21 protein-coding genes are annotated in these 22,716 nt (G+C 48.9%); 1 reads left to right on the forward strand and 20 read right to left on the reverse strand.

Features of this window, described 5'->3' with window-relative positions; genetic code table 11:
- Positions 1–4 precede the first annotated feature (4 nt).
- From xseA to T525_RS0104740, 17 genes are all read right to left on the reverse strand, one after another.
- A complete protein-coding gene (gene xseA / locus T525_RS0104660; protein WP_027406247.1) occupies positions 5–1,207 on the reverse strand; it encodes an exodeoxyribonuclease VII large subunit in 1,203 nt (400 codons plus the stop codon).
- A gap of 92 nt (positions 1,208–1,299) precedes the next feature.
- A complete protein-coding gene (nusB, locus tag T525_RS0104665) occupies positions 1,300–1,734 on the reverse strand; it encodes a transcription antitermination factor NusB (protein ID WP_027406248.1) in 435 nt (144 codons plus the stop codon).
- Between the two features lie 44 nt (positions 1,735–1,778).
- On the reverse strand, positions 1,779–2,039 hold the full coding sequence (locus T525_RS14225) for a DUF2273 domain-containing protein (protein WP_037325086.1): 261 nt from the start codon (positions 2,037–2,039) through the stop codon (positions 1,779–1,781).
- A gap of 13 nt (positions 2,040–2,052) precedes the next feature.
- Complete coding sequence (gene amaP / locus T525_RS0104675; protein ID WP_027406249.1) at positions 2,053–2,625, reverse strand: alkaline shock response membrane anchor protein AmaP; 573 nt, start codon at positions 2,623–2,625, stop codon at positions 2,053–2,055.
- A gap of 11 nt (positions 2,626–2,636) precedes the next feature.
- Positions 2,637–3,032 (reverse strand): Asp23/Gls24 family envelope stress response protein, encoded by a 396-nt coding sequence (locus T525_RS0104680; RefSeq protein WP_027406250.1) that lies wholly within the window; start codon positions 3,030–3,032, stop codon positions 2,637–2,639.
- A 197-nt stretch (positions 3,033–3,229) separates the two neighbouring features.
- Positions 3,230–7,921, reverse strand: a complete 4,692-nt coding sequence (locus T525_RS0104685) for an autotransporter outer membrane beta-barrel domain-containing protein (protein WP_027406251.1) — start codon at positions 7,919–7,921, stop codon at positions 3,230–3,232.
- 298 nt (positions 7,922–8,219) lie between these two features.
- Positions 8,220–8,777 carry an elongation factor P gene (gene efp, locus T525_RS0104690; RefSeq protein ID WP_027406252.1) on the reverse strand — a complete coding sequence of 186 codons (558 nt, stop codon included), beginning with the start codon at positions 8,775–8,777 and terminating at the stop codon, positions 8,220–8,222.
- A 60-nt stretch (positions 8,778–8,837) separates the two neighbouring features.
- Positions 8,838–9,911, reverse strand: coding sequence for a Xaa-Pro peptidase family protein (locus T525_RS0104695; protein ID WP_027406253.1), 1,074 nt, complete (start codon positions 9,909–9,911; stop codon positions 8,838–8,840).
- Positions 9,912–9,934: 23 nt separating this feature from the next.
- Positions 9,935–10,384, reverse strand: coding sequence for a type II 3-dehydroquinate dehydratase (gene aroQ, locus T525_RS0104700; protein WP_027406254.1), 450 nt, complete (start codon positions 10,382–10,384; stop codon positions 9,935–9,937).
- A 44-nt stretch (positions 10,385–10,428) separates the two neighbouring features.
- Positions 10,429–11,649, reverse strand: a complete 1,221-nt coding sequence (locus T525_RS0104705; protein WP_084276889.1) for a U32 family peptidase — start codon at positions 11,647–11,649, stop codon at positions 10,429–10,431.
- A complete protein-coding gene (locus T525_RS0104710) occupies positions 11,649–12,269 on the reverse strand; it encodes an O-methyltransferase (RefSeq protein WP_027406256.1) in 621 nt (206 codons plus the stop codon). The genes T525_RS0104705 and T525_RS0104710 overlap by 1 nt, the downstream gene beginning before the upstream one ends.
- Before the next feature lie 43 nt (positions 12,270–12,312).
- On the reverse strand, positions 12,313–13,413 hold the full coding sequence (mltG, locus tag T525_RS0104715; protein ID WP_232219187.1) for an endolytic transglycosylase MltG: 1,101 nt from the start codon (positions 13,411–13,413) through the stop codon (positions 12,313–12,315).
- Between the two features lie 378 nt (positions 13,414–13,791).
- Entirely contained in the window at positions 13,792–14,109 is a 318-nt protein-coding gene (locus tag T525_RS0104720) for a DUF1292 domain-containing protein (protein WP_027406258.1), read from the reverse strand.
- 131 nt (positions 14,110–14,240) lie between these two features.
- Complete coding sequence (ruvX, locus tag T525_RS0104725; RefSeq protein ID WP_027406259.1) at positions 14,241–14,657, reverse strand: Holliday junction resolvase RuvX; 417 nt, start codon at positions 14,655–14,657, stop codon at positions 14,241–14,243.
- Positions 14,657–14,905 (reverse strand): IreB family regulatory phosphoprotein, encoded by a 249-nt coding sequence (locus T525_RS0104730; protein ID WP_027406260.1) that lies wholly within the window; start codon positions 14,903–14,905, stop codon positions 14,657–14,659. Before T525_RS0104730 ends, ruvX begins: the two co-directional genes overlap by 1 nt.
- Before the next feature lie 172 nt (positions 14,906–15,077).
- A complete protein-coding gene (locus tag T525_RS0104735) occupies positions 15,078–16,625 on the reverse strand; it encodes a DASS family sodium-coupled anion symporter (protein ID WP_027406261.1) in 1,548 nt (515 codons plus the stop codon).
- Positions 16,626–16,707: 82 nt separating this feature from the next.
- On the reverse strand, positions 16,708–17,583 hold the full coding sequence (locus tag T525_RS0104740; protein ID WP_027406262.1) for a transporter substrate-binding domain-containing protein: 876 nt from the start codon (positions 17,581–17,583) through the stop codon (positions 16,708–16,710).
- A 276-nt stretch (positions 17,584–17,859) separates the two neighbouring features.
- Here T525_RS0104740 and T525_RS0104745 point away from each other — a divergent pair, with 276 nt between their 5' ends.
- Positions 17,860–19,161: an NCS2 family permease gene (locus T525_RS0104745; protein WP_027406263.1), complete on the forward strand. Its 1,302-nt coding sequence runs from the start codon at positions 17,860–17,862 to the stop codon at positions 19,159–19,161.
- 119 nt (positions 19,162–19,280) lie between these two features.
- Here T525_RS0104745 and gatB read toward each other — a convergent pair whose 3' ends face one another.
- Genes gatB through gatC form a run of 3 tightly spaced genes read right to left on the reverse strand, consistent with a single transcriptional unit; the run spans position 19,281 to position 22,501 of the window.
- Positions 19,281–20,723 carry an Asp-tRNA(Asn)/Glu-tRNA(Gln) amidotransferase subunit GatB gene (gatB, locus tag T525_RS0104750; protein ID WP_027406264.1) on the reverse strand — a complete coding sequence of 481 codons (1,443 nt, stop codon included), beginning with the start codon at positions 20,721–20,723 and terminating at the stop codon, positions 19,281–19,283.
- A 2-nt stretch (positions 20,724–20,725) separates the two neighbouring features.
- Entirely contained in the window at positions 20,726–22,195 is a 1,470-nt protein-coding gene (gene gatA, locus T525_RS0104755) for an Asp-tRNA(Asn)/Glu-tRNA(Gln) amidotransferase subunit GatA (RefSeq protein ID WP_027406265.1), read from the reverse strand.
- Positions 22,196–22,210: 15 nt separating this feature from the next.
- Entirely contained in the window at positions 22,211–22,501 is a 291-nt protein-coding gene (gatC, locus tag T525_RS0104760; RefSeq protein WP_027397042.1) for an Asp-tRNA(Asn)/Glu-tRNA(Gln) amidotransferase subunit GatC, read from the reverse strand.
- Positions 22,502–22,716: the final 215 nt, after the last annotated feature.

Consider the following 22,716-nt stretch of genomic DNA (forward strand, 5'->3'; position numbering starts at 1 on the left):
AGAACTACTCCTCCCTAATTGCCTTAACATGGGCATCAAACTGCCCCCCATTAAGCTTTACGGACACCATATCATCAACCGCTATCTGGCTGATATTACTGATAACAGTGCCCTTCTGGTCATGGACCATGCCATAACCACGTCTGATAACCCCCAAAGGATTTATCAGCTCAAGTTTTTCCATATCGTGAAGCAGCCGGTTTTTCTTGTCCTTAACCAGCTGAATTGCTATCTTGTTTAATCTCGACTGCAAAGCCTCAAGCCGCATACTGCTTCCTTCCAGCATGCGCATTGGCTGGGTAAATACAAAGCTGTCCATAAGGCTCTGAAGGCTCCGCCTCCTGTCCCTTATGCTTGAAACCGCCGCCATCTGCAGTCTATCTCTGGCTGAATTAATGCGCCCAATGACCTCGGACACATCCGGCACTGCCAGCTCCGCCGCCTGTGACGGGGTGGCAGCTCTCTGGTCAGCCACAAAATCCGCCAGTGTGAAATCTGTTTCATGGCCCACAGCGGAAATAACGGGAATACGGGACCTGAAAATGGCCCGCACCACCACTTCCTCATTGAAGGACCACAAATCCTCCATGGATCCGCCGCCGCGGCCCACTATCAGCACATCCACGGGATATTTTGCATTGAAAAATTCAATGCCATGGGCTATCTGCTCCGCTGAGCCTGCCCCCTGGACCATAACGGGATAAAGGGCCAGTCTTATGGAGGGCATGCGCCGCCCTGAAACTGTATAAATATCCCTTAAAACAGCCCCCGTAGGTGATGTGACAATACCAATGGTCTTTGGAAATGATGGCAAAGGTTTTTTATGCTCAGCATCGAAAAGACCCTCTTTTGAAAGGCGCTCCTTCAGCTGTTCGAAGGCCAGAGCCAGCTCCCCCACACCATCCGGCACCATACGGCTTACGTAGAACTGATACTTGCCGTCCCGCTCGTAAACCTCCACGCTGCCCGTGGCCAACACCTGCATATCATTTTCCGGGCGAAACCTCAGTCTGTCCGCATAGCTGCGCCAGATAACGCACTTTATAATGGAGTCCCTGTCCTTCAGGTCAAAATAGCAATGGCCCGAGGAATACTGCTTAAAATTTGAAATCTGACCCCTCACTGTAACATTATGCAGGGCCGGATCATTTTTCAGGAGTCCCCCAATGTATTTAGTTATCTCCGACACGCTTCTGATAACAGCCATATTTCACCCAAAAAATAAGACAAAAATGAGACAAAAATACTTATTCTAAAACGCAGAAAATGGGCCGCACCCAAAAATGCGGCCCTGTTTTTTTACAAACGAGCAATAGCTCCCAGAATACCATTTACAAAACGGCTGGAATCATCGCTGCCAAACTTCTTGGCCAGCTCCACCGCCTCATTTATAACGATATTTGGAGTCAGCTTCTCCTCGCAGAACTTAAGCTCATAAACAGCCATACGGGTAATATTTCTGTCTACTCCGGCCATGCGTTGCAGCTTCCATTCCTTGGAGCTGTTGGTAATCATTTCGTCAATGGACTCCTGATTGTCAAGGGTGCCATCCACCAGATCCTTCAGAAAATCCATATCCTTGCTGCCCAGCTTAACATCCTCATCCTTTGCAAAGACAGCAGCATCAATGGCATTCTGTCTGGCCTGGGCCTGATCCATACCTTCATCCAACGGATTCATATCCAACTGAAACAAAGCCTGAAGTGCTACCTCACGAGCTTGTCTACGACTCATACTTATATTCCTCGATTCTTAAACAAAAAATTTATACTTGGCTGTCAGCGCCAGCGGTGAATATCGTGGGGAATTGAATCCCGCACATTGTCAATAAAGCTTCCGCCCTTGTCAATATTCTTGCCGATAAAGCAGCCGATAAAGCCACAAATAACCACAAACATAACATTCCAAAAGCCAAAGAGCAAAATGCCCACAGCAATCAGAATGCCCCCTGCTATGCCCAAAAGGGTCCCGGGGCGTTTTTCGCACTGACGGCGGAAAGCTCCGGCCAGGGCCTGCTTCATACTGGTTTCGTTTTCCATTCAGACACCTCCGTTACTTCAGCCGTCTTTTCTTTACTACAACGCCGCTGGAAATACTCTGAACGGAAACCACCACATCAAAGCTTGAAATACATGCTATTTCAGTCAGGTATTTGCTTGACTGGCTGCGGACTTCATCGGAAATATTGGCAATACTGCGCTCCTGTCCAACCTCCAGCTTCACGTCAAGACCAAGGCTGTCGCCCTTTTCCTTATTCCGCTCCACTGTGGCCTTCACCTTGGCTTCACGGACACCACGTACCCCTGCGGCAATGCGCTCCACCATTTCCCTTATGGCAGTGACGGATACGTTTACTTCGCCTTCAGTACCATGTATCAGCAGAATATCTCCGCTGTTGATTTCCTTACTGCTCTTGCCCCCGAAGGAACAGAACATAAGGTGAATGCTGAAAAGAAGCACCACACCCGCAACAGCAGCGGTCTGCCACTGAGTAATGGCAAACTGATACTCGTTGAGAACTACTCTTTCCGGAACAACATTAAATACCAGTAAAATGACCCCCAGGCTTACTACACCAAAAAGCAAGGTGTATAAAAACAGCAGGAATCTGTTAAACACTCCCATTAAACTGCCCCCTAGCGGATTTTTCTGGTTTCATCCTTTTCTTCCTCTTCGCCGAAGTCAACACCCTGAACGTGAACATTAACCTCAATAACGCTGAGCCCTGTCATGGACTCAATCTGCTTCTTTACGTTCTCCTGAACGGCAATGGCAACATCAGGAATACGCTCGCCATATTTAACGATAATGTACAGATCAACACGGGCTTCCTTTTCGCCCACTTCAACCTTAACGCCCTTGGACAGATTCTTTCTGCCAAGAAGCTCAGCAATGCCACCGGCAATGCCGCCGCTCATTCCGGCTATGCCAGGAATCTCCAGTGCAGCGATACCCGCCATCATGCTGACAACCTCATCGCTAATGCGAACAGAACCTAAACCGTCATCAATCTTAATCAATTCATCTGCCATTATAATACCCCCTCTAAATATTTAATCCGATGCATAATATCACCTGCTTATCATTATACCAAACATGCAGTTCTTATTCAAGAAATGTGTATATTCTGTATATTTTTCTGGAAATAAAAATCTCCCGCTGATCAGTTATAAACCAATCAACGGGAGTATCATCCAAATATTTATACTACAGAAGCAACTTACACTCCTTAGAAGCTGTAATTCAGGCCGCAGTTTACTACCCAGTTGCCCTGGGCTGCCTTGCTGCCAATGCCCAGACGGCCGGCTTCAATGTACCATTCCATCGGCCCCTCCTGACGCTTGAAGCCAAGGGCCAGATCAAGCCATGTGTCCTTAAAATCATTTTCAAGGGAGTTGGACAATCCCTTGGTCATGGTGGCCCGCACTCCTCCCGCAAAGTCGTGCATCAAATCAGCCCTTGCGTAGAAGGTGTTGCCCTTGCTGAACTCCTTTCCAAAATTAATACCAATATTTCCAAGGAAGGAATTGCTGGCATCCACGGAAACGGCTGAGCCGTCACTGAGGCTGTAGTTGTAGCCATTTACATGGGCCCACTGGAGTCCAACATGAGGCTCTATGTACCAGTTATCCGACTTTTCCATACGCTGGCCATAGGTGAAGCTGAGGGCCTGTCCGTAGGTGCTGTTGTCCCCCTTGGAAAGTGCCGCCTGGCCAGGGTCCTGTAAATCAAGGGTGGAAGCAAGGCGTCCAGCCCTGAAGGTTATTTCCGAGTACCTTCCCCCATTTCCCTGCCACAGACCATAGGCGGTGAGAATATCGTCGTGGGAATCCCCGCTTCCGCAGGAGTACCCCTCACTGCCGTATTTCAGGCCATAGGAAGCCCCCACCGTCCAGTTGGCATTCACCCTTCGGTCGTAGCCAATATCCATGCGGCTGTAGGTGGCAGATACATCATGGCCCTGATTATCCAAGGAGTTCTTTCCTCTGGTGAAATTTACCCAGAAATCGTTGCCTACATTTGGCTCGCTTCTGAGCTGGGCCATGCGGTTTATAACCGGGGCCCCGGCCTGTCGCCAGTATGCCGCCTTGGAGGAGGCATTGCCAAGCACACCATACATTTGTTCGCTGTTGCCGTTTAGGCTTACACCAGTTATCTTCCACGTAAGGCCGTTATTTGTAGTTTCCACCGTTGGGGTAAAGGAATATCCGCCAATGGTGCTTTCCGCTCCCTCAAAGGTGGCTGTATTTGCCGTACCCACAGTGGCAACAGTGGTATTTGTTGCAGCTACTACCGTGCCCGTGGCCAGAGTAGGGTCATAATTTATGTATATCTTGTTGGCGGAGGTGGTATTAACCACATTTGTCATGGTAATGGTGTCCGCCACATTGTTGGCCAAGTCCGTATTTATATAGAAGTTGGCATAGCCGTCCATATTTGTGATAACAAGAGATTTGCCAGGAGCCGAATAGCCGTTGACATCACCAAGGCCAAGGCGCACCGTGTCCCCACGGGCATAAGCATTAGTAAATGTAAATGTAGTACCCGCAGGGGTATTAAGATCTCCCAGCCAAGCCTCAGCAAGGCCAGTATCCAGAAGCTCCAGCATACCGCCAGTTGCCACATCTATTTGGGCCTTGGCATAGTCGTTAACAGTGAGGGTACCGCCATTTATGGTAATATGCTCACTGACACCGCCGGAATTGGTTTCGGAGCCCTTTTCCAAAATCTGGTGGCCGCCATTAAGGGTGGTATAGGTGGCAGAGCCGCCGGCAGCTACGTTTTGTAAGCCATCCGTGATGGTGGTAGATATGGCCTGTCCGCCGCTGCCAATGGTCTGAGTGCCCCCCGCAATTGTCATGGTGGCAGCTGTACCACCAGAGCCAACGGACTGGATATTATAGATGGTGCCGCCGCTGATAACGCCCCCATCAGCAACCTTCTGGGTGCCGCGAACCTCCACATTCTCCACATGACCCTGCTTCTCTACAGTCTGGGTGCCGCCTTCCTCTACTTTGCCTCCGGACACTACGCCATTGTCCCTTACATCCTGCACACCACCAGAGGAAACGATTGTTTCTGTAGCCGTACCACCAGAAGCAACAATCTGGGAGCCACCACTGGTTACGGTGGTGCTGGTAACTGCAGCATTGGCAGATACAATCTGATAACCGCCATTTGCCACAGTGGTGCTGGTGGCTGTACCACCGCTGGCCACAGCCAGAGTACCATTGGATACAGTATGGCCGGATACAGCTGCCCCGTCAGCCAGGCGCATGGTTCCGCCATTCTGGTAGCCAGTGTAATTATCATAATTGGTGGAGCCTTCCAATACAGCTCCCCCGTGCACCTCAATTACACCACCAGAAAGAACTGTAGTGCTGGTGGCTGAACCGCCGGAGAGAACACTTTGCACACCACCGCTGATGGTGGTGCTGATTGCCTCCGCTCCATTATTTATATTTTGTGTACCGCCATTTATGGTGGTGCTGGTAACATTTCCGCCGATGATTGATTGTGTACCGGCACTAATGGTGGTGCCAGAAACTGTTCCGCCACTGACGGACTGAGTACCACCATTTATAGTGGTGCTGATAACATTTCCATCGATTATAGATTGTGTTCCGCCGCTAATGGTGGTGCCAGAAACTGTTCCACCGCTGACAGTCTGGTTGCCCCCATTTATAGTGGTGCTGGTGACATTTCCATCGATAATAGATTGTGTTCCTGCACTAATGGTGGTGCCAGATGCTGTGCCGCCACTGACAGTCTGAATACCGCCATTTATCATGGTGTCAGATGCTGTGCCACTGCTGACAGTCTGGGTGCCCCCGGAACGAATATCCGCATTCACTACGAAGCCACCGCTGTTAACCAGCTGATTGCCGCTGACCACCGTGCCACTGGCCAGTCCCTGTACCTCCTGGGCTGCCCCGGAGATAATGGTTCCACCCAAGGCCGTGCCAAGGACTTTATTTGACCCACCAGAAATAATGCCCCCAGCTGTGGCATCCTGGGTGCCGCCACTGGCAATGATAGTATCCGTGGCTGTGCCGCCGCCAGAAACGTACTGAATACCGCCATCATTAACTGTAGCTTGTACTGACTGACCACCACTTAAAATGTACTGCTTGCCGCCGCTTCCCACAGTGGTCTTTGACGTCGTGGCATAGTCTTTCACTACTTCAGCACCGCCCTGGTTGACTGTTGTAAAAGATACCACACTGCCGGCTGCCGCCTGGACCGTACCGCCGTCACCCACAGTGACGCTTATGGCAGTACCGCTGTCACCAATCTCAAGGATATGGCCAATGATGGTACCACCGCTCTGGGTGGCTCCCACCACCAGTCGGTGGATGCCCCCTGATGCGAAGGTAACATCGTTGATTATTGCTCCCTCGCCAAATTCCTCTATTACACCGCCGCTATGTACGCTGGTATTCTGGGACGTACCGCCACTATAGATGATCTGGACGCCGCCCTTCATAAGGGCAGACACAGTGCCAATGCAGCCAGAATAAATTTTCTGCTCACCGCCACTCATATTTTCAATGGTAGCACTGGCGCCGCTTCCAACAATGCCGATGGCTTGTTGCCCGCCATACATGGTGATGACCGTAGCTGCAGCACCAGGGTTGACCGTCTGTATGCCGCCGGACATACTGCTAACCGTAGCCGTGCCGCCCGCCAAAACAAGCTGCTCGCCGGCGTTCATGGTGGTAATCCTGCCGCTGCCACCAGAATAGATTTCCTGATGAGCCGGGGCGCCAGCGTCGCTGCCCATGGTGACCGCCAAGCCTACGCCATCGGAATAGATTTTCTGGTTACCATCCAAAATTTCCACGGTGCCGGAGGCCGCGGCACCGGAGATAAGCTGTATCCCTTGAGGTCCTACACTGGTAATATTACCCGTGCCGCCGGCGGAAATATTCTGTGTGCCGCCCTTCATAGCGGAAACAGTGCCCGTGGCGCCACTGGAAACACACTGTGTGCCGCCATTCATGTTGGTTACCGTGCCCGTTACCGTGCCCGTGCCGCCGTTGGCGATTTCCTGCGTGCCACCGAACATCTTAATAATCGTACCTGAGACAGTGCCCTTACTTATTGTGGGAAAGTTGATTTTCTGCAGGCCACCGAACATGGATGTGATTGTACCGTCGCCAACAACATACTGTGTGCCGCCGCTCATGGTGGTTACCGTACCCGCGCCGCCACTTCTGACGAATTGATAGCCGCTGTTCATAGTGGAGACATTGCCCGTGGCGCCACTGGAAACATACAGTGTGCCGCCGTTCATGTTGGTTACCGTGCCCGTACCGCCGCTGACCTCCTGCATACCGTTGCTCATGGTCATGACCGTGCCTTTGCCACCTCTGACGTGCTGCGCGCCGCCGCTCATGTTGACAACCGTGCCCATGCCACCATTGCTAACATACTGCCCGCCGCCGTTTATGGTGACAACCGTGCCCGTGCCGCCATTGTTAACGTGCTGCCGGCCGCGGTTCATGGTCGTAACCGTGCCCGTGCCACCATTGTTAACGTGCTGCTCGCCGCTGTTCATGGTCGTAACCGTGCCCGTGCCGCCATTGTTAACGTGCTGCTGGCCGCTGTTCATGGTCGTAACCGTGCCCGTGCCGCCGCTGTTGATGGTCTGCTTGTCGCCGACTTTCATTGTACCGCCATTCTCAATCCAGGTGGCGCTTTTGATATCGCCGTAAGGTATGGTCTGTTCTGCTGCCTCAGCAGTTCCATAGAACAGGGAATTTTGCCCCTGGGCAATGGACTGAATCTGACCTCCCTGGGCAGATAAGTCCTTTGTTATATTCACGTATGGAATAGCCACCGGGGCCAGGGTATTCAGAGCGTTTACCAAAGATATGGCCACCGCCAGCTTCTGTTCAAGTTTCCGCTTCTTGCTCATAATAAATTCCTCCACGAATTTATATTATTACACAATAAGACATTGTATGAATTTTCTGAACATAGTTACACATATAAATCGTAACAATTTTAAAATAAATTTTCAATAAGAAATATTATTAACAAAGAGATTATACGGGTGGCATGGGATAAGGTGGCCGATTATTAAATTGATGTGGCACTGCGAAGCAAATGAATGTCCTATCCCATGACAGGCCCCGTTAACCTTTTTTACATAAAAAAATCACCTGTAATGGACTAAAATCCATCACAGGTGATTTAATGATTTTATTTAAATTTTATGCACGCTCGATGTAAGCACCGGTACGGGTATCGATGCGGAGCACATCGCCCTCCTCGATGAAGAGAGGAACGCGAACGGTGTAGCCAGTCTCAACAGTAGCCATCTTGGTAGCACCAGTTGCAGTGTTACCCTTTACGCTTGGCTCGCACTCAGTAACCTTCAGCTCAACGGAGTTAGGGAGAGTAACGCCAATTACGCGGCCCTTGTAGGACTGAATAGCAACCTCCATGTTCTCCTGGAGATAGTTAAGAGCGTCGCCCAGCTGCTCCTTGTTCAGCTCAGTCTGCTCATAAGTCTCGTTGTCCATGAAAGTGTACATGCCATCGGTCTCATAGAGATATGCCATGCGGGCAGTGTCCAGACGGGCCTGAGGCATCTTCTCGTTAGGGTTGAAGGTACGCTCAACAACAGCACCAGTCTCTACATTCTTAATCTTGGTACGAACAAAGGCTGCACCCTTACCTGGCTTAACGTGCTGGAAGTCTACTACCTGCCATACGCCACCATCAATCTCAATTGTCAGACCTGTACGGAAATCTGTACTTGTAATCATTAGAAAAACCCTCCAATTTAATTTGCAAATTAATTTTAAATTTTATATGTGGACGACCCATCATACAGCCAGCTCAATTAATTCCTTGGTTACGGAAGTAAGGGCTTCTCCTGATGTGTCTGTAACCAGCACTGTATCCTCAATGCGGACCCCGCCCCAGTCGGGAATATATACCCCCGGCTCCACTGTTATCAGGGTGTTGGGATGCAAGGCCTCGCAGGTGCTCCTTGGTGAAAGGGTTGGTGCCTCGTGAATCTCCAGCCCCAGACTGTGTCCCAGCCCATGGCCGAAGTATTCCGCATATCCTCTTTCGTGAAGATATCTTCTCACTGCCCCGTCCACAGCTTTTCCCGCAGCTCCTGGCTTTACCAGGGACAGTCCCAAAAGCTGGGCCTTCAGCACGGCATCGTATACATCCCGCTGCCTGTCATCAGCAGGGCCAAGGCAAATGGTACGGGTAATATCGGAATGATACCCCTCATACACAGCACCGTAGTCCATTGTAACAAATTCCCCGGCATTAATCAACTTTTCTGTTGCAGTTCCATGGGGCAGGCTTCCCCTTTTTCCTGAGGCCACAATGGTGGTAAATGCAGGACGCTGGGAGCCCAGGGAACGCATTACCCCTTCAAGGCGGGCCGCCACCTGATTTTCGCTCATGCCAGGCTTTATAAAGGTAATAATATCCTCAAAGGCCTTGTCACTGATGGCCACAGCCCTTCTTATGCAGTTAAGCTCCTCCTGGTCCTTGATTTGGCGGAGGCTGTTAAGCTCCAAGGAACTAAAGGAAACACCGTCACCCACCAGCTCCTTAATCTTTCCATACCAGTCAAATACAAGGGATCCACCTTCAAAGCCCAATTTTTTGATGCCCAGCTCCTTGATCACCTCGGAAACCCGCAGCAAAAGGCCCTTTTCCTGCTTGGCAATCCTGTATTCAGGAGCCTCATTCTGGGCCTGCTCCACATAGCGAAAATCCGTTACGATTACCGCATCATCATGGGTAACCACCAGCATGGTGTCATCACCGGTAAAGCCGCTGAAATAGTGGAGATTTTCCTCCTTGCTGACAAGAACCCCCTCCAGGCCCTTGTCCTTTATATAATCCCTCAGTGCCCTAATTCTGTCCTTAATCACAAAAACACTTCCATATACTATTAATTCAATCTCTGCTTTATCTTTCTCAGCACCACTGCCATGGCGGCGAAATAGCTGTCCACCCCAAAGCCCAGAATCTGGCCCATAACCACAGGAGCAATTACGGACTTGTGGCGGAATTCCTCACGGGTATGGACATTGGAAAGGTGAACCTCAATAACCGGCACATCAATGGCCGCAATGGCATCACGAATGGCAATGCTGTAATGGGTGAAGGCCCCTGCATTTAGGATAATGTAATTGTAGCCCTTGGCCGGAGCCTGCTGAATGGTGTCCACAATGTCCCCCTCATGGTTGGACTGGAAAAAATCAGCGGGAACCCCGTCGGCTGCTGCCTGCTTCTGCAGCATGTCATTGATGTCCGCCAGAGTTTCATAGCCGTAAATTTCCGGCTCCCTGGTGCCCAAAAGATTAAGATTTGGTCCGTGAATTACAAGTACTTTCCCCATGTCATCATACTCCTTTTTCTACCTCATCCGTCAGCTTCGCTGATTTATATATCCCTGCGCAAAATGGTATATGGCTCCACTGGCTGGGTCATCTTCATTTTCACCAGCTGCTGAGGGTGGGGTGCCACATCGATGAGCTCCCCTTCATCATTATACATCTCATCAAGAATCATGCGGTAGCCGGGAAGATTTGGCTGGAATACCTCGATTTCCTGCCCCTTCTTCATATTGTTCCGCTGCTCCACCATGGCGTAGCCCGTGGCTTCGTCATAGGACAGAACCAGCCCCACAAAATCCGAGGTCTGCTCGTAGGAGGTGGTGCCGTATATCTGATCCTCCTCAGATGGCTTGTTGTAATAAAAGCCCGTGGTGTACTGACGGTGGGACACCTTTCCCAGCTCGTCAATCCACTCCTGCTTCAGCTGAAAATGCCCCGGATCCTCGCAATAGCTGTCAATGGCGGCCCGATATGCCTTCACGATGCTGGCGGCGTAATGAACGCTTTTCATGCGGCCCTCTATTTTCAGGCTGTCAACACCACTGTCAATAACGTCCCCAATGTGGGGCAGCAGACACATATCCTTGGAATTGAAGAAATAGGTGCCTCTGTCGTCCTCCTCAATAGGGAAATACTGGCCTGGGCGCTTTTCCTCCACCAGAGCGTATTTCCAGCGGCAGGCCTGGGCACAGCTGCCACGGTTGGCATCACGGCCCGTCATGTAGTTGCTCATAAGACAGCGTCCTGAATATGAGATACACATGGCTCCGTGGACGAACATTTCCAGCTCCACAGGGCACTTTTCCCTAATGGTGCGAATCTCCCCCAAGGACATTTCACGGGCCAGCACCACACGGGTGGCCCCCATGTCAGCCCAGGCATTTACAGTAACCCAGTTGGTATTGTTAGCCTGGGTGCTGATGTGAATATTAGTATTTGGGGCGTATTTTTTCGCCAGAGTGAATATGCCCAAATCCGCTATAAGCATGGCATCAACCTTTATTTCATCAAGGTAGGCCAAATACTCCGGCAGCTTTTCCATATCACTGTTATGTGGGAAGATGTTTACAGTAACATACACCTTTCTCCCCAGCTTATGGGCAAATTCCACAGCCTCCTTCAGCTCATCATAGTCGAAGTTGCCTCCGAAGGCCCTGAGGCCAAAGGCCTTGCCACCCAAATATACAGCATCGGCGCCATAAATAAGGGCCATTTTAAGTTTTTCCATATTACCGGCAGGAGCCAGTAATTCAGGCTTTTTTATCATTAAATGTTCTCCTTTGGCAACCGCCGGCTTACTGCCAGACCGTCACCATCCTCACGAATCACAGTTTCAAATTCATTATTGTCGCTGACAAGGGAAATATACTCCCGCAACCTTTTCACTATTGTTTTAAAACGACGTGGACACTCTGCATCACCCCGCACATAGCCACGAAACAGCACATTATCCGCCAGAACCATGGCATCCTCCGTCAAAAGGGGATAAACCTTGCGAAAATAATCGGGATACTGCCCCTTGGCGGCATCAATAAACACGAAATCATAGCTGCCATGAAGCTTTAAAATATTCTCCCCCGCATCACCTATATGGATTCTTATGCGGTACTTATAAGGGGATCTGTCAATATATGCCCTGGCTGTGGCCGCCCGCTCCTCAGACAGCTCCAGGGTGTCTATTTCCACATCCTCTGCGGAATTTTTGGCTATAAGCAGAGCGGAATAGCCAATGGCAGTGCCGATTTCCAGCACCCGATGGGGCTTTTTTTGGCGGACAACCTCCAGCAGCACCGGCATTCCCTTTTCATTGATAATGGGAACGTGATTGCTGCGACCGTATTCCTCCATTTCAGCTATTAAATCATCAAAATTTTCTGTTTCCTTCATTTTAGTTCTTTATCACTTTAATACTTTAACGCATCCCTAATTATTAGCGGACCTCTGCCACCTTTGACAGATGCTCGTCATAGGTGTAGCTGTAATAGTTTTTCCCATCACGGTCAGCCACGAAATAGAGATAGTCCGTGGAAGCAGGATCCAGGGCCGCCTTCAGGGCCTTCAGCCCTGGGCTGGCAATGGGTCCCGGTGGCAGACCATAGTTCTGATAAGAGTTATAAGGAGAATCTATCTTGGTATCCGCAATGGACACATCCTCCTTGATTTCCGCCATTACGTACTGGAGGGTGGCATCACTCTGGAGAGGCATGGAGATATTAAGCCGCTTCCACAGCACCTGGGAAATAATAGGCATATCCTCCTCAAAGCGGGCCTCCTTTTCAACAAGGGAAGCCATGGTAACCAGCTCATAGATGGAAATGTTTTGGGCCTTTGCCCGTCTTCTCATATCAGCAGTAAGCTTGTTGTCAAACTCGTCAATAAGGCGTCTCATTACGTCCTCAGTGGTGGCATCACTGGCAAAATCGTATGTATCAGGGAAGAGAAAGCCCTCCACACGGTAAACCGTATCCTTGTGCTTTTCCATATATTCATAAGGGGCGTAATCCTTGGCCAGCTTCAAAAAATCCTTTTCGCTGCACACCCCGGCTTCATCAAGGCGCTTGGCAATTTCCTTAACCCCGTAGCCCTCGGGAATGGTGACCCTCACAGCCACGGTTTTGCCATTTATAAGGATTGACAGGGCATCTGCCGCACTCATATTCTTGGTTAAGGCAAAGGTGCCCACCTTGAATTTGGAATCAGCACCATTTAACTTGGTGGCAAGCCAGAATTTGGTGGTGGAGCTGATAACACCCTTCTTTTCCAGCTCCTTGGCAATGTCGCCGCTGCTCATGCCCTTGGCTACATGGACGTAAACCAGGTCCTTTTTGCCCTCCAGATTGGCGGGAGTGCCTGCCTTAAAGGAAAAGAAAACCATTGTAAAAAACAAAACAAATACCACCATAACACTGGAAACAGCTATGATGATATTTCTCTTTTTTCTCTTTATTTCTTCATCACTTGCCTTGGCATCATAAGAAATCAAATCAGTTAAGATGTCTTTTAATGAATCCTTCAGATTCTTAAAATCCACAATGTTCACCCCGTAATCATATTTGTACCCCAAATTGTACTATAACGAGCTTTAAGATGTCCCCCACCTCTTTAGGTGGGGAAAACAAACTACAACAGCTGGCGAGCATATCTCCCAGCTCGTTGAAACGCTAATTGGAAGATTTTTCTTCTAAAGAAGAAAAATTTGAACAATGGCGTTATAATCCATAGTCGCACATAGTAATATTTTACCATAGTCATTGGCAAATAACAAAAATAACAGGGGGATTTTTCCCTGTTAAAGAAAGTTTTTTCCATACAAAAAGACGGCTGCTTCTAAAGCAACCGCCCTCATTTTTTTAGTATTATTAAGCTTCCGCTGATAACTCAGCTTGTGCCACTTTTCTGCTTCTGCCGATTATTCAGCCTCTGCCTCGTCACAAATCTTGTTGTATTCCTCAACAACTGCGTCGAACTCTTCCTCAGGGAAATCAACAATGTACTCATCCTCGCCCTTTTCGTCCTTCACGATCTTGGCGATGGTAACATTTTCTTCCTCGTCGAAATCCTCGTCCTCTTCCACGTTAAGGCCCACCAACAGTGCATACTCGGCACCGTTTAATGGAATACGCATTTCCTCTGCGAAATAACGCTCATTACCCTGATCATCCTGAAAGGTAACAATAATATCATCATCCATGAAATCTTCTTCAGGTACATTTTTATTATCTGCCATATTTTTTCTCCTTTTTTGGAACATGGCCCAAGTAAATCGGGGCCACGAATTAACTTATGAACAATGGGATTTTACCCTATAGCCGTGTCCTTGTCAACTATTGCTGTCATTGTCAGCCGTTGCCGCGGTAGTCAACCGTTACTGTCAAGCCAGCCCTGCAAAATGAAAACCGCCGCCATCTTGTCGATGACCTTTTTGCGCTTCTTGCGGCTCACATCTGCCTCAATAAGGGAACGGGTTGCCGCCACAGTGGACAAGCGCTCATCCCAGAGAATAATATTGGCATCGGGAACGGCCTTCTTAAGCTCCTCACAGAATTCCTTCACAAACTCACAGCGGGGCCCCTCTGTGCCGTTCATGTTGCGGGGATAGCCCACCACAAACTTGGTGGTTTCGTACTCTGCCGTCAATTCACGGATACGGTTAATATCCTCCTCCATGGTGGTTCTGCGAATGGTTTCCACACCCTGGGCCGTCATTCCCAGAAGGTCGCTGACAGCAATGCCTATGGTTCTGTCTCCCACATCAAGGGACAAAGCTCTTTCCATTATTTCTTCTCCAAATAAGTACGGATCAGCTCTTCCAAAATCTCATCCCGCTCCAAAGTACGGATCTTCTTGCGGGCGTCCTCAAAGCTGGTAACGTATGTAGGATCCCCGGACAAAAGATAGCCCACCAGCTGGTTTATTGGGTTGTAGCCCTTCTTTTCCATAGATGAGCAGGTGCTCTTTATAATATTTTCTGCCTTATTCTCATCTGCACCAAAACGGAACATCATAGTTTCTTCACTAACCATAGTTGCACCTCCGATTATGTTTCATTCATGCTTCTATTTTACCACATGTATCTGAAAATAAAAAGAATGAGCTCCATAAGGCTGAAGCCCATTCTTTAAATATGTCTATATGTCTATATGCCTAATATTTATATCTTCTATTTACTACCTGCTATGGCACATCCGCTATGGCTTAAATTCCCACGACCCATGTTACAAAATAAACCACCAATGGAATGGTTACAAAGGCAATACCGATGAAATCGATAATTACGCCGGTGCGGAGCATCTTGGTAATCGGAATATAGCCAGTGGCGTATACAATGGCATTTGGCGGTGTGGAAACTGGAAGCATGAAGCCCAGTGAAGCCGCCAGGGCAATACCAATGGAAACAGGAACAGGGCTGAGGCCCGCAGACACGGCTGCCGTAATGGCCAAAGGCCCAATCATATTGGTAGCTGCCGTATGGGAGGTAAGCTCAGACAGACACAGTGCCAATACGGAGAAAATGGCCACCATGGTTATCTGGGAAATGGAGCCTCCCAGACCGCCAATAATCAAATCACCAATCCAGGAGGAAAGGCCGGTCTTGTACATCATGGAGCCCATGGCCAGACCGCCGCCGAAGAGGATAAGAGTACCCCACTCGATACCTTCCTTGGCCTCCTCCCATTTAATAGTAAATTTACGTTCACTAAAATCCACCGGAATTACAAAGAGCAGCAATGCTCCTGCCATGGCCGCAATGGCCTCCGGGAATAATCTGTCATACATTTTAAGAATAGGTGAAGTGGTACCAAAAACAATGCTCAGTACACCAGGGGTAACCCACAATACTACTGCCACCACAAAGCAAAACAGGGTGTTCTTCTGGGCTCTGGTCCACTGTCCCATTTCCCTTATGCGCTGGGCGATGAATTCCTCTGCCCCCTCAATTCTGTCCACATCTGCCGGGAACAGCTTCATGAGCACCACATAGGCAATGGCAAAATATACCACCATGGCAATGGCACCCCACATCATCCACTGGAAGAAGGAAATGTGAATATCCGCCATCTGATCCAAAAAGCCCAGCATAATCAGGTTTGGCGGAGTCCCGATTGGGGTTAGCACACCGCCGATGGAAGCAGCATATGCCGTCATAAGCATAAGTCCGGTAGCGTATTTATAATCGGATAAATCAATGTCCTTGCCGTTGGCCGCCATCATATCCTTAATGGCACCCAGAAGGCCCAAACAGATTGGCAGCATCATGGCCGCGGTGGCGGTATTGCTGACCCAGCCGGAGCAAAGGGCAGCGGCAAGACCTATGGCCAGAAAAATCCGCCGTGGATTGGAGCCTACCCAGGACATGGACAAAAGCCAGTAGGAAAACCGTTTATCAAGGCCGTGAAGCATCATGGCCTTGGCCAGAATAAATCCGCCCATGAAGAGAAAAATCATGGGATTGGCAAAGGCGGCAAAGGCATCTGAGGCATTAACCACACCGGTGACAACAGCCAGCACAGGGCCCATAAGAGAGGTAACGGGAATTGGTACAGGCTCTGTAATCCACCACAGTGAAACCAGTACCATTATGGAAAGCAGCTTATGTGCTTCCAGTGACAGTCCCTCAATTGGCGAAAAAACCACTAAAATCGCCAACAAGGGGGCACCAAACATGCCGACAGTCTTTCGCTTTCGGTCAAATGACTGCTCAGCCCTTTTAATTTCAAGGGCTTCCTGACTAAGTTTGCGCATCGCTTCACACTCCTTTATAAAAAGGGGCTGCCTCCAAAGAAGCAGCCCCATGAAAACAATATGCTAATGAGAAAACTTGCTTTTATTTCTTAACGATGTGAACCAGCTCATCCTTGTAGTATGGATCTGACAAAATCATTCCATTTGGAATATCGGCATCACGTGGCATGAACAGGCCCTTGATACCAACCTTGTCAGGATTATTATCGCTGACAGGAAGGAGTGTCCAGAACACCACATCAACCTTCTTGGACATCAGAGCGGAACCTCTGGCTCCACTGGCCACCTGTACGACCTCGATGCTGCGATGGAGGCGGTTGCCGATTTCTGCCAAAATAGCTGTGTTGAAGCCAGCTGCATTACCGTCTGCCTTTACGAAATCAAGTGGCGGCAAATCGCCTGTAACGGCTATTCTCAGAGGAACCTCACCTGGCTGGAACGGAAGCTTTACTGCTGGTGGCTCTTCCCCTGGCTTAAGGTCGGTAATATACTGCTTGGTTAATTTATCAAGAGTGCCGTCGGCCTTCATATCCTTAATAACCTTGTCAAGATCAGCCTTCAGTGAATCCTCTTCCTGTCTCAGACCAAAGCAGAACTCATCTGTAGGGTGATTATCAATATCCTTGGCTGTCAGTTTAGTATTTCTGTCAATCAAATATTTTCCAACGCTTTTGAAAAGATCCATCTGGACGATGCTGCCGCTTTCCAGTCCCATCTGCATTGCATTAAGATTATCAAAATAAATAATCTTGATATTTTCCTGTGGGGACTTTTCCTTAATCATTTCATTCAGCTTTTCCTCGCTGATGTTCTGCTGGGCCAGCATACCGGTTTTAATGGCATCCTTGCTGTCCTGTCCGCCCTCCTTCTGGGCAGCCTGCTGTCCACCACAGCCTACCAGTAGGGCACCTGCCAGGGCACAACTAACCAAAATTGCTGCTGCTTTTTTCAGGTTCATGCTTCATTCCTCCTTAAAAAATAATAAAATGGATAAGTTCCCTGAAAAATCACTTTTACTCCTAATTATAAATAAATTGTGATTTCCCTTTATTTTTACTCACATCATCTACTGTTGTTTTCGACATATATTTATTTTTTCCTTTAAAAATGGTAAAAAAAAATACTATTTTATTTATAATTGACATTATTCATACCATAATAGTATAAATAATATAACGAGTTATAATAATATATTCTGAATGCAGCCATGGGCATCCGAAAGGGGTGAGGTACCATGAAAGAATTTATTTTACGTCATTTCCAGATTGAAGAGCGAAAATCATCCATTAAAACAGAATTTTTGTGCGGGGTGCTGAATTTTTTCGCCATAATGTACATTATAGTTGTAAATCCGGCACTCTTTGAACACGCGGGCATGGATTTTGGCGGCGTATTTCTTGCCACAATACTCGCCACTGCCATTGGCTGCTTCTACATGGGCATGATGGCAAATTATCCCATTGTCATTGCCCCGGGACTTGGCATAAATGCCTATGTAGTGTATACGGTGGTTGTGTCCATGGGATACAGCTGGCAGGACGCTCTGGGGTGCAGTTTTGTGGCGGCTTCCATATTTTTGGTGCTGAGTCTCACATCCTTCCGGGAACAGCTTATAAATTCCATTCCCGAATGTCTGAAAATCGGCATCACTGCCGGCATTGGGCTGTTTGTTGCCTTTATCGGACTGAAAAACGGCGGCCTGGTTGTTAACAATCCTGACACCTTTGTAACCATGGGCAATCTTGCTGATCCCGGCACTGCCCTTACTGCCATTGGCATTCTCCTGTGTCTTATCCTGTTGATATTGAATGTACCCGCCGCCATGCTGGTGGGTATGGTAATTATGGCCATTGTGGCATGGGCCATGGGAATGCTGGAAATGCCTTCAGAATTAATATCCCTTCCATCAAATATCGGCTCCACCATAGGGGCCCTGGAATTTGACGATATCCATCGAATGATACCTATTGTCATGGTCATTCTCCTGGTAACCATGTTTGATACCACGGGCACCATGATCGGTGTTGGAAAACAGGCAAAAATCGTAAAAAACGGCGTATTTCCACATTTACGAAGTGCTCTTATGGCAGACGCCTTTGCCAGCTTCTGGGGTACATTGCTGGGAACAGGACCATGCTCCAGCTTTGCAGAGTCCTCCGCAGGAGTTATGGCGGGGGCACGCACAGGGCTGGCGGCAGTTACCACGGGTATACTGTTTCTGTCGCTGATATTTATTTTCCCTTTGGCCCAGGCCATAGCCTCCGTTCCGGCCATTACAGCCCCAGTGCTTATTATTGCGGGAGTTCAGATGTTCTCTGAAATCAGCACTCTGGATTGGGAGGAAAAGAGCAGCCTTTATCCATCGGTTCTGGCCTGCATCATTATGCCACTCACCTACAGCATCACAAATGGCGTGGCCCTCGGCATGATAAGCTATGTTGCCATCGCCATTGCCGCAGGAAAACGGAAGGAAATCCACCCGCTGCTGTATCTCTTCAGCATCTGGTTTTTATTGGATTTTCTCCATATATTGTAAATATAAGGCGGGGGCTATTGACTGGAGCGTCGGTCATCAGCCCACTCAATAAAAAATTGGAGTTGCTTATTCAGCAACTCCAATTTTTTTATGCTTAATATTAAATTTGCTCTGTTATCTTATCCCAGCTTTTGGGCCAGCAGCTGATTTACAGTCTGTGGGTTTGCCTTGCCCTTGGACTGCTTCATAACCTGGCCAACGAGAGCACCAATGGCCTTCTTGTTGCCGGACTTATAGTCCTCAACGGCCTTCTGGTTTGCCTCAATAACCTTGTCCACGATTTCCTCAATGGCCTTGGTATCGGTAATCTGCACCAGACCCTTGTCCTTAACGATTTTCTCAGGACTATCAGGGCACTTCCACATTTCCTCAAATACCTTCTTGGCAATCTTGGAGGAAATGGTGCCCTTGCTGATAAGACCGATCATCTCGCCCAGACGCTTTGCGTCCACTGGGGAATCGGCAATTTCCAGGCTCTCAGCGTTGAGATTCTTGGAAAGGTCACCCATAATCCAGTTGGCTGCCAGCTTGGCATCAGCACCAGTTTCAATAACCCCGTCAAAATACTCAGCCATATCACGGGAGCTGGTAATAATCCCTGCATCATAAGCAGAGAGACCAAACTGCTCCTCCAGACGGGCCTTGCGGGCATCCGGAAGCTCCGGCAGGGAATTTCTGAAGGCCTCAATCTCCTCGTCAGTGGTGATAATAGGCACCAGATCAGGCTCCGGCATATAGCGATAGTCATGGGCATTTTCCTTGCTGCGCATGGAAAGAGTAATGCCACGGTCAGGGTCCCAGGTGCGGGTCTCCTGAATGATGTGACCACCGTCCTCAAGAACCTCCTCCTGACGCTCAATCTCGTAGGTCAGGGCTTCTTCCACGGCCTTGAAGGAGTTAATGTTCTTCATTTCAGTACGGGTACCAAGAACATCACTGCCAGCAGGGCGGAGAGAAACATTAAGGTCAGCGCGGAGGTTGCCCTCCTCCATCTTACAGTTGGAAACATCAATGTACTGCAAAATGGACTTAACCTTTTCCATATAGAGACGGGCTTCCTCAGGGGAAGACATATCCGGCTCGGATACAATCTCGATAAGAGGAACACCAGTACGATTGTAGTCCACATTGGAAGTATCGGAGTCCTTAATGGTGTTGCCGGAATGAACCAGCTTACCAGCGTCCTCCTCCATGTGGATACGGGTGATGCGGATACGCTTTGTTTCACCGTTGCTCTTTGTAATATCAACATAACCGTTCTCGCAGATTGGCAAATCATACTGGGAAGTCTGCCAGTTCTTTGGAAGGTCAGGATAATAGTAATTCTTGCGGTCAAACTTGGAGAATTTGTTAATCTCGCAATTCAGTGCCAGACCCGCCTTAATGGCAAATTCCAGAACCCGCTTATTGAGGGTAGGCAATACCCCCGGAAGACCAAGACATACAGGGCACACATGGGTGTTGTGCTCAGCACCGAAGGTAGTGGCACAGCCGCAGAAAATCTTGGTATTAGTTTTTAATTCACTGTGGATCTCAAGTCCAATAACTGCCTCGTAGCTCATGCTTAGTTACCTCCCAACTGGGCACGGTCATTGTGGAATGACTGGCTCTGCTCATAAGTGTAGGCCACACGGAGGATAGTCTCCTCGTCCAGGGCCTTACCAATAATCTGTAAACCGATTGGCATATTGTTGGAGCTGTAACCGCATGGTACAGAAATACCTGGGAGACCAGCGAGATTAAGAGGTACAGTGCATGCATCCTGCAAGTACATTTCCAGCGGATTGGAAATCTTCTCGCCAATCTTGTAGGCTGGGGTTGGTGCAGTAGGACATACAATTACATCCACCTGCTCAAAGGCCTTGTCGAAGTCCTCCTTGATGAGGCGGCGAACCTTCAATGCCTTCAGATAATATGCGTCATAGTAACCGGCACTAAGGGCGTAGTTACCAATCATAATGCGGCGCTTAACCTCCTCGCCCAGATACTGGGTACGGGTCTTGGTCATCATCTCAACAAGATCAGCGGCATCCTCGGCACGCTCACCATAGCTTACGCCGTCATAGCGGGCCAGATTGGTGGCAGCCTCAGCCGGGGAAATCAAGTAATAGGTGGAAATTGCATAATCGGTGTTTGGCAGGGAAATCTCAACGATCTCAGCGCCAAGCTCCTCCAGCTTCTTAACAGCTTCACGGACGGTCTTTTCCACATCCGGATCCATGCCCTTAACGAAGTATTCCTTAGGAATACCCACCTTCAGGCCCTTCACATCCTCCACCAAAGCCTTGGTGAAATCCGGAACCTCCTCATTTACGCTGGTGGAATCCATTTCATCACGGCCGGAGATAATGTTTAAGATATGGGCGCAGTCAGTAACGTCCTTGGTTATTGGCCCAATCTGGTCCAAAGAGGAAGCATAAGCTACCAGACCATAACGGGATACGCGGCCATAAGTAGGCTTCATGCCAACAACACCGCAGAAGGAGGCTGGCTGACGGATGGATCCGCCAGTATCGGAGCCCAGAGCCCATACAGCAGTGCCCGCAGCAACAGCAGCAGCGCTGCCGCCGGAGGAACCACCTGGAACGCAGTCAGTATTCCAAGGATTGCCAGTCTTCTGGAAGGCGGAATTTTCAGTGGAGCCACCCATGGCGAACTCATCCATATTGGCCTTGCCGATAATAACAGGGTTCTGCTCTCTCAGCTTGGTCATAACAGTTGCATCATAAGGTGCAACGAAATTCTGCAGAATCTTGGATGCGCAGGTAGTCTTTACACCCTTGGTGCAGATATTATCCTTAATGGCCCCTGGGATACCCTCCAAGAAGGAAATGGTCTCGCCACGGGCAATTTTCTCATCCACGGCCTTTGCCTGGGCAATGGCCTCATCACGGGTAATGGTGAGATAAGCCTTAACATCACCCTCAACCTCGTCAATACGGGCCAAAACTGCCTCAGTAAGCTCCAGTGAGGTTATTTCTTTATTAACAAGCATGTCATGCAGGACATGTGCTGGCTGTTCAAATAATTTCACAGTGCTGCCTCCTATTTAGTCTTCCAATACCTTTGGAACCTTGAAATAGCCATCTTCCTTCAGTGGTGCATTGGACAGAGCCAAATCACGATCAAGGGATTCCTTCACCACGTCCTCACGGAACACATTGCTGATAGGCAATACGTGGGCCAATGGCTTAATATCGTCGGTATTAACGGCGCTCAGATTGTCAAAATACTCCAGCACATCATTGAGCTGCTGGGTGTACTGAGCCTCCTTGTCAGCAGGAATATCCAGACGGGACAATACTGCTACATTTTCCATATCTTTCTTGGTAACCTTCATTTTATCACCATCCAAATCATATATTTGATATAGATTTCATATAAACACACAGAGGTAATTATATCATAATATCGGGCTAATTTAAACTGCCCAAATAAAATAAGGGCCCATCTCATGACAGGCCCTATAAAATTTATACGAGAATGACCTCACCCGCCCTTCGGGCACCCTCCCCAAAGGGGAGGGCTAAAATTATACGGGTAAAACTTTTAATA

It is taken from the genome of Anaerovibrio sp. RM50, assembly GCF_000622005.1.
GTDB lineage: Bacteria > Bacillota > Negativicutes > Selenomonadales > Selenomonadaceae > Anaerovibrio.